Here is a 7,934-nt window from a genome sequence, read left to right on the forward strand (position 1 = left end):
GGGCTGGGCTTCTCACCCCAGGGGCAGACGCTGCTGGGGGCGCTGACCCTTCTGGCCGCCGGGTCCCTGTTTCCGGTGCTGGCAGGCTGCCGCCGCCGGGCGGGCGGGCCGAAGCACAAGGCCCCCGCCGCCATTACCCTGCTGCCGGTGGCGGCGCTGGTGGTGCGGCTGGTGCTGACCTACCGCATCGACTCCGTGAATCCCTCTTTGACCATGTACTATGTGGAGCTGCTGGCCCTGGTGTTCATGACCTTGGGCTTTTACCGGCTCAGCNCCTTCGCCTTTCAGGCGGGGCAGACCCGGCGCTTCGGCTTTTACGCCGCCGGGTCCCTGGTTCTCTGCGCCGCCTCCCTGGCGGATGGCAGCGCCTATCTTTCCTCCCTCCTCCTTTACGCCGGAGGGGCCCTGACCCTGACGGGCTTCTTGCTTTTGCGGATCGCCAACGGCCTGGAGAAGGAAAAGAGCGGCGGGACCATCGTCGGGCCGGTGGAGTAACGCTTTTTCCGGTTCATGAAAAAACGAAAGCCCCGGCGCGTTGCACGCGCCGGGGCTGTTCTCATTTTGGNACTTTTGTGATCTGCACATCCAGCTTGTTATAGGGTATCTCCNCCTGCGCNTTGGCGAACNCCGCCCGCAGGTTTNCCGCCAGGGCGAACTGGGTGGTCCAGAAGTCCTCCGCCAGCGCCCAGCAGTAAACAGTGAAGTCAATGCCGCTTTCCCCAAACGCCGTCAGGTACACCGCCGGGGCCGGGTCGGGGAGAATGTGCTCCGTGGCCTCCACCGCCCGGTAACANGCAGTCGTTANCGACTCGGTAGGCGCGTCATAGGCCGCGCTCATCTTCCAGACGATTCTCCTTCGGCCCAGGGTCGTGTAGTTCGTCACCTTGGAGGCCGCCAATTCCTTGTTGGGCAGCAGAGCCGTCAGGCCGTCCGGCGTGATCAGCCGGGTGTGGTTCAGGCTGATCTCCTCCACCGTGCCGGAGACCCCGCCGGACTCGATGAAGTCCCCGATGGCAAAGGGGTGGGAGGACAAGATCACCAATCCCCCGGCCACGTTGCCCAGGACGTCCTCCGCCGCCAGGGTGACCCCCAGGGACCCAACGGACAGCAAAGCCACCAGGGAGGTCATGTTGACGCCCAGGCTTCCGGCGGTGAAGACCACCGTAAGGGTGTACAGCACCAGCTTCACCAGCATCAGGATATAGCGCCGGATGCGCTCTTCCAGCTTCGTCCGGCAGAGGAGGCGGCGGGCCAGCTTCAGCAGCAGGCGCACCGCCACCATGCACACCAGCAGCGTGACGGCGGCGGCCAGAATGTTCTCCAGGGCCAGCTTCCCGGCGAACCGCTCCAGGGCCCCGTTCAGATCGAACACAGGCGTCCCTCCTTATTCAGTTTCGTAAAAAATATTTAATCAATCACCCGTACCCGGATGACGTTGGACAGGCGCTTCAAATCCTCCAGGACGGCGGGCTCCACCCTGGCCCCCAGGTCCACCAGGGTGTAGGCGTAGTCCCCTTTGCTCTTGTTGCTCAGGTTTTCCACGTTTACCCCGTCCCGGCTGAGGAGGGCGGTGATGTTGGCCAGCATGGCAGGGATGTTCTTGTGGAGGACGCAGAGCCGCTGGGCCCCGCTCCGGTCCAGGTACACGTCGGGGAGGTTCACGGAGTTTTTGATGTTTCCATTCTCCAGGTAGTCNCGCNGCTCCTCCGCCGCCATGACCGCGCCGTTCTGCTCGCTCTCCGGGGTGGAGGCTCCCAAATGGGGCATGGCTACCACATGGGGATTTTCCACCAGCTTGTTGGTGGGGAAGTCGGTAACATNNGCCGNNACCTTCCNCNCGTCCAGAGCGGCAAGCAGCGCCCCGTCGTCCACGATGCCCCCCCGGGCCAGGTTGATGAGCCGGACGCCGGGCTTCATGGCGGCGAAGGCTTCCGCGCCAATCAGGCCGCGGGTCTTTTCGTTGAAATGGATGTGGGCGGTGATATAGTCCGCCTTTCTATAGAGCTCATTCACGTCCCGGACCACATGGACGTGGCGGTCCAGCCGCAGGGCGGCGTCCACGGAAAGGAAGGGGTCGTAGCCGTACACGTCCATGCCCAAATCCAGGGCCACGTTGGCAACCAGCGAGCCGATGGCCCCCAGGCCGATGACGCCCAGGGTCTTTCGGTAGAGCTCCGGGCCCACGAAGGCGGCCTTGCCCTTCTCCACCACCGTCTCCACCTCCACACCGGAGGCGGCCTGGTTCTTTACCCAGCGCACCGCGCCGGTGACGTCCCGGGAGGCGATGAGCATGGCGCAGAGGACCAGCTCCTTCACGGCGTTGGCGTTGGCCCCGGGAGTGGAGAAAACGGCAATGCCCTTTTCCGAGCAGCGCTCCAGGGGGATGTTGTTCACGCCCACCCCCGCCCGGGCTATGGCCAGCAGGCTCTCCGGGAAGGGATAGTCCAGGAGGCCCGCGGAGCGGACCAGGATGCCCTCCTCCTCCGCCACGTCTTCCCCCNCCTGATAGNGGGCGGGGTCCAGCCGCTCCAGCCCCTGGGGGGCGATTTTGTTGAATGTTTTAATCCGGTACATGGGAAACCTCCAATACTGAAGAGATGATGTTTCAGGGAACATTCCCGCCGGGNGGGTTTCCGGTACTAGTATAGCCCTCTTTCCCTCCGGGGGCAAGTGGCATTTCCACCGGATTTCCCATCTGGTGTTGCTTTTGCCATGGAGCTTTTCGAGAAAGACGCTTATACTGAGACTAATATTACATTCGGGAGGTTCACGCCATGGCGATCTTTACCCCAAAGCCCCTNGCCAAATCCTGTCCCCTGGAGGACCCCGCCGGGGATTACAAGACCGCCCGCCGGGCGGAGCAGTACCGCTTCAGCAAAAAGGCCGTCTACTTCCCGGCCTTCCCCGGGACGCAGTACCTCTCCTTCGCCTCCCTGACCAGGGCCCTGACCCGGAACACCAGCCTGCCCCTGACGGGCTGCTGCGGCAAGGCCCTTCCGGTGACCCGGCTGCGGCTGTATTACGACGGCGGGGAGTTCTACCAGGACTTCACCTTTGAAAAGCTGGCCGGCGCCAACGAGGTGCTGGATACCATCGCCGCCGCCNGGCCGGACCTCTNCGTGGAACGGGAGGAGCNGGCCCAGAGCGCCATATGACGGAAGCGCCGGAGGACTGTCCTCCGGCGCTTTTTCGCTCTTTTTCGGAAATTTACAAAATTCCTCTTGACCTTCCCCCTGCTGGAAGGTGTATCATGAACCCGAAAACCGAGGTGAGGAACTTGAAAATAAACGAGGTGGAGGCCCTGGTGGGCATTACCCGAAAGAACATCCGCTTCTATGAGGCCGAGGGCCTTCTGGCTCCCCGGCGGAACAGCGAGAACGGCTATCGGGATTACGGCGGCGCCGAGGTCCAGGTGCTCCTCCAAATTAAACTTCTGCGGAAGCTGGGCGTGCCCCTGGAGGAGATCCGCCGGATGCAGAGCGGCGTCCACACGGTGGGAGACGGCATGCGCCGCCATCTGGTCTCCCTGGAGCGGGACCGGGACAACCTGGAGCAGGCTATCCGTCTCTGCGCCGGGCTGACGGACCGGCAGGAGCGGCTGGGGGATCTGGACGCGGGCAGTATTTTAAAGGAGATGGAAGCCATGGAGCAAAGCGGCGCTACCTTCCAGAATAAGCAGCGGCAGGACGTCCGCATCCGCTATGTGGCCCCGGTGGCCATCACCGTGATAATGCTGCTTTTGATGGGGGGCATCGCGGGGCTGATTCTCTGGCTCACCGCCCTGAGCGCCAAGGAAGCGCCCCCGGCCTTCATGCTGGCGATCATCGCCCTGGTTCCCCTGGTTATCAGCGGCGGCGTGGTGCTGGCCCTGGTTCAGCGGATTCGGGAAATCGGGAAGGGNGAGATTGACGATGCGAAAAACTACTAAAAAGAAGATCGCCCCCATTGTCATCACTGCGGCGGTGGTGCTGTATGTCGGGCCGCTGGTCCTGGCGCTTCTGGCGGCCATGGGCGGCCTTTTTGAGGAAGGGGGCTTTTTCCCTTTGATCTTCCTCGCGGCCTATCTGCTTATCGGCGGCGCGGTGATCGTTGGGGTGATCAAGGCCCTGCTCCAGCGGCTGGATGAGATTGACGGCGGCGAGGAGGAGGAGGCCAGCCGGTACTGAGCGCGAAAACGGGGCGCCTCCGAAGAAGCGCCCCGTGGGGATCGCGTTTACCAGTGCCCATCCTCGGTGCGGCTGTGCTCNCGCCGGTTGCCGAGCTGCATGTTAAAGAGGACCTTGGTCAGGGAGTTGATTTCCTCCTTTTTCAGCTGGGCAAAGAGGACTCCGCAGCGGAATTCATTGGGCCCGCACTCCACCACCCGGATAACCTCGCCGATGAAATCCATGGCGACGTAATCCTCCAGCTTAACCTTGATCCGCAGCACCTCGCCCTCCCCGTGGAGGTACTCCGAGGTGAAGCAGCAGCCGCCGGTGCTGATGTCCACCAGTTTGCACTCCTCCGGGCGCTCGAAACGCTCGTCGTTCAAGTAGTAAATGGANATGGGGACATTGTTCACCGCCNGGCGGAAGGTGTCCCNGTGGTNCTCGTGGACCTCNGGCTCCAGCTCCTTCAGCCGCATGAGAATGCGGGAGGACTCCTCTACGGTGGCCCGGAGATAGAATTGGTTCATCTTGTTGTCNCAGCCCCGGACATACACCGTGCTGCCCGGTTCGCAGACTTTAAAGGACAGTCCGCCGGGATGGCGGCCCATGGTGAGCTCCGCTCCCCCATACTCCGTAATCAGGCCTGTGTTCAGCACCCGGCCGGACTTCTCCACCACCTCGATGGGCATTTCCCTGCACATCNCGGGGAGGCTCGGGCCCGTTTCCTCCAATGCCGGCGTTACCGGAGCGGGAATGTACTCCGCAAGGTCCTGGTCCCGGTTCAAAAATGAAAAGATACCCATACCGCACCACCTGTATCGAAAAGATTGGAAAGCCGTCCGGCCGGAGGCGGTTCTTTGGTTTGACCGCCGCTTATTGGGCATTATAGCATAAAACCTTTCCCGCCGCAAGCCCTTCCCCATTTTTACGGAGGAGGGAAACTCTGGGGGAATTTTCATCCCCCCCATTATACGATGAAGGGAGGGACCGCCGTGACGGTCTCCATGAATTTTCAAAAGCGCCGCCTGAGGCGGCAGGCCCTGCTGAGCGTGACGCTGTTCGTCCTGTTTCAGACGGCCTGCGCCGCCGTATTCGGCGCGCTGTGTTTTATCCCGAACCTGCCCAGGTGGGCAATNTNGCTTTTCGCTGCCCNGGCGGGCGGATGCGGACTGCCGGTCATTCCCGCCCTGGTGGTGTTAAAAGAACGTTTTCAAGAAATTGAAGGAGGAGAATCCGATGCTGCTGCTGAATATTGACTATGTACCCGGAAAAGAATTTGAGGCCCTGGGAATCGTGAAGGGGACGGTGGTCCAATCCAAGAATTTCGGAAAGGACTTTATGGCGGGCATGAAGACCCTGGTGGGCGGCGAGATCGCGGGCTACACGGAGATGCTCAACGAGGCCCGGCAGATTGCCACAAAGCGCATGGTGGACGAGGCCCAGGCCCTGGGGGCCGACGCGGTGGTCAACGTCCGCTACGGTTCGTCTTCCGTGATGCAGGGCGCCGCCGAGGTGGTGGCCTACGGCACGGCGGTGAAGCTGAAGTAATGCAAGTCACCTTTCTGGACCACAGCGGCTTTCTGGCGGAGCTGGACTCCGCCGCGCTGCTGTTCGACTGGTGGAAGGGGGAACTCCCGGCAATAAAGCCGGGGGTCCCCCTGTATGTCTTTGCCAGCCATGTTCACCCGGACCACTTCGACCCCCGGATTTTTGCCCTGGACGATGGGAGCCGGGAGGTGCGGTTTATCCTGGGCCATGACATCAAGCTCAGCTCCCGGAATCTCAGCCGCTGGGGCGTCTCGCCGGAGACGGCGGAGAAGTGCCGGAACCTCCGGGGCGGGGAGACGCTGGAGCTCTCTGGGGCCACGGTGGAGGCCCTGCCCTCTACCGACGAGGGGGAGGCGTTTTTGGTGACGGCGGACGGGCAGACCGTCTTTCATGCCGGGGATTTGAACTGGTGGCACTGGGAGGGGGAGGACAAGGGCTGGAACCGAAACATGGAGGTCAACTTTAAAAAATACGCGGAGGCGCTTCGGGGACGGACCATTGATCNGGCGATGCTGCCTCTGGACCCCCGGCTGGGGGAGGCGGGCTTCTGGGGCCCGGCGTATTTCCTCGAAACGGCGGAGATCCGGCGCTTCCTGCCCATGCACCAGTGGGGCGAGTTTGACTTTACCAGGAAATTTTTGGAAAAGCACCCAGCCTTTACAGACCGCGTACTGCCGGTAAAAGAGCCTGGACAGGTCTTCGCGCTTTGACAAGGAAAAGCCCCTCCGGGAAGTTCTCCCGGAGGGGCTTCTTTTTATTCCTCTTTCAGCAGGTATTCCGGGCCGAAGCCGTGGGGCAGCAACTCCCGGAGGGTCCGGGACAGCTCCTCTCCCTTGCCGTTGAGGCTGATGATCTCCATGTCCGGGGCGAACTCGTAGAGCACCTGACGGCAGACGGCGCNGGGGACGCAGAAATCCTCGCACCGGCCCGCCACCGCGATGCGGACAAAGTCCCGGTGGCCCTCGCTGACGGCCTTGCCGACAGCTACCCGCTCGGCGCAGAGGGTGGGGGAATAGGCGGCGTTCTCGATGTTGCAGCCGGTGAAAACCGTGCNGTCGGAGCACTCCAGGGNCGCGCCCACGGGGAAGTGGGAATAGGGAATATAGGCCCGGTCCAGCATGGCCACGGCGGCGGCTTTCAGTTCTTCTCTTGTCATGGAAAAAACTCCTTTCTTACTCCTCCGTCCAGGAGACCTCTCTCTGGGGGCGGACTTCTAAGTCTATGATGTCCTTGGCGTCGTAGAATTGGAGATAGCGGTCCCGGGAGTGGCGCAGAGTCGTCCCGTCCGGGTGGAGGCGGTCGCAGATAACGGCGCTGATATCCTTTTTGATGAAGCTGAAGCTCTCCACGCCTACGGAGCAGAAGACCCGGAAGCCCTGGCTCTGTAAGTACCGGAAAGCCGGGCCCGTTATGGTCCAATCGTNGCCGTCGGGGCGCTCACCGTGGGNGTANAAGAGGATCGCGGTCTCCCCCACCAGGCTTCCCACCTCGTCCAGCCAGCGCTGGGTGTCCGCCTGGATNCGGGTCATGTTGCCGTCCCCCAGGCGGATGTGGCCCCAGGTGTGGCTTCCGAAGGTCCAGCCGGTGCGGCGGAGCTCTTCGACAATGGGCTGGACGGCCTCCCGCTNCTTCTGGCGGTTGGCCTCCTTGGCGTNGTCCCACTCCTTGGTGTCCGTCTGGGTGCGGTAGCCCAGGATGCCCTCATAGCCCGTCAGGCTCAGGCAGCCCTTGGCCCCAAAGGGGGAGAAATCCGGGTGCTCCTCCACAAACTTGTCCAGGATGGGGATGGCGTCCAGGTCCCGGCTGACTANTTCGTTCCCCTCCGGGTCCAGGCCGTAGGAGGCGATTTTCAGGTCCTCCCCGATGATGAGCTTATGGGCAAAGCCGTTTTCCAGCATGTAGGGATAGTAATTCGTATCGTCGTAGCTGAGGATCAGGGGCTTCTTTCCCTCGGGGAGGTAGAGGGTATTCCGGACCATATGGGGGCCGTCCTCCCCTTCCTCCTCACTCCAGACACTGTTGATATCCACCAGGACGTAGCCCTTGTCGTAGACGCTTTGGAGGATTTTATTATACTCGTCCACGGTGACCATGAAGTCGTCCAGGCCGTTGGCCTGGTTATCCCCGTCGAAGGCCAGCTCCGGGTAGGCGATGACGGGATGGAAAAACAGGTGCTCTACAATGCCGGTCCAGGGGACGTAACCCTCCTGCTCCTGGGTGGGGTCCTTGATTTCATAG

At 62.2% G+C, this 7,934-nt stretch carries 9 protein-coding genes; 4 read left to right on the forward strand and 5 right to left on the reverse strand.

Annotated elements, in window-relative coordinates; genetic code table 11:
- Positions 1-556 precede the first annotated feature (556 nt).
- A complete protein-coding gene (locus JX325_RS10180) occupies positions 557-1,372 on the reverse strand; it encodes a mechanosensitive ion channel family protein (protein WP_243414037.1) in 816 nt (271 codons plus the stop codon).
- Positions 1,373-1,407: 35 nt separating this feature from the next.
- A complete protein-coding gene (locus tag JX325_RS10185; RefSeq protein ID WP_204791033.1) occupies positions 1,408-2,574 on the reverse strand; it encodes a phosphoglycerate dehydrogenase in 1,167 nt (388 codons plus the stop codon).
- Positions 2,575-3,250: 676 nt separating this feature from the next.
- On the opposite strand from JX325_RS10185, the gene JX325_RS10190 reads away from it, so the two are divergent.
- A complete protein-coding gene (locus tag JX325_RS10190) occupies positions 3,251-3,928 on the forward strand; it encodes a MerR family transcriptional regulator (RefSeq protein ID WP_243414038.1) in 678 nt (225 codons plus the stop codon).
- Positions 3,912-4,166: a hypothetical protein gene (locus JX325_RS10195; RefSeq protein WP_204791034.1), complete on the forward strand. Its 255-nt coding sequence runs from the start codon at positions 3,912-3,914 to the stop codon at positions 4,164-4,166. The genes JX325_RS10190 and JX325_RS10195 overlap by 17 nt, the downstream gene beginning before the upstream one ends.
- Before the next feature lie 47 nt (positions 4,167-4,213).
- On the opposite strand, the gene JX325_RS10200 is transcribed toward JX325_RS10195, so the two are convergent.
- The gene (locus JX325_RS10200) at positions 4,214-4,951 is read right to left on the reverse strand and encodes a PilZ domain-containing protein (RefSeq protein WP_204791035.1); all 738 of its coding nucleotides are present in this window, start codon (positions 4,949-4,951) and stop codon (positions 4,214-4,216) included.
- Positions 4,952-5,384: 433 nt separating this feature from the next.
- Here JX325_RS10200 and JX325_RS10205 point away from each other — a divergent pair, with 433 nt between their 5' ends.
- Both JX325_RS10205 and JX325_RS10210 read left to right on the forward strand, forming a co-directional pair.
- Complete coding sequence (locus tag JX325_RS10205; RefSeq protein WP_204791036.1) at positions 5,385-5,696, forward strand: YbjQ family protein; 312 nt, start codon at positions 5,385-5,387, stop codon at positions 5,694-5,696.
- Positions 5,696-6,406: an MBL fold metallo-hydrolase gene (locus JX325_RS10210; protein ID WP_204791037.1), complete on the forward strand. Its 711-nt coding sequence runs from the start codon at positions 5,696-5,698 to the stop codon at positions 6,404-6,406. Before JX325_RS10205 ends, JX325_RS10210 begins: the two co-directional genes overlap by 1 nt.
- A gap of 44 nt (positions 6,407-6,450) precedes the next feature.
- Here JX325_RS10210 and cdd read toward each other — a convergent pair whose 3' ends face one another.
- Together cdd and JX325_RS10220 are read right to left on the reverse strand one after the other, a co-directional pair.
- Positions 6,451-6,852, reverse strand: coding sequence for a cytidine deaminase (cdd, locus tag JX325_RS10215; protein WP_204791038.1), 402 nt, complete (start codon positions 6,850-6,852; stop codon positions 6,451-6,453).
- A 16-nt stretch (positions 6,853-6,868) separates the two neighbouring features.
- Positions 6,869-7,934: hydrolase (locus tag JX325_RS10220; RefSeq protein WP_204791039.1), on the reverse strand; the 1,066-nt coding region annotated here is incomplete at its 5' end.

Source organism: Oscillibacter sp. CU971 (assembly GCF_905219725.1).
Classification (GTDB): domain Bacteria; phylum Bacillota; class Clostridia; order Oscillospirales; family Oscillospiraceae; genus Oscillibacter.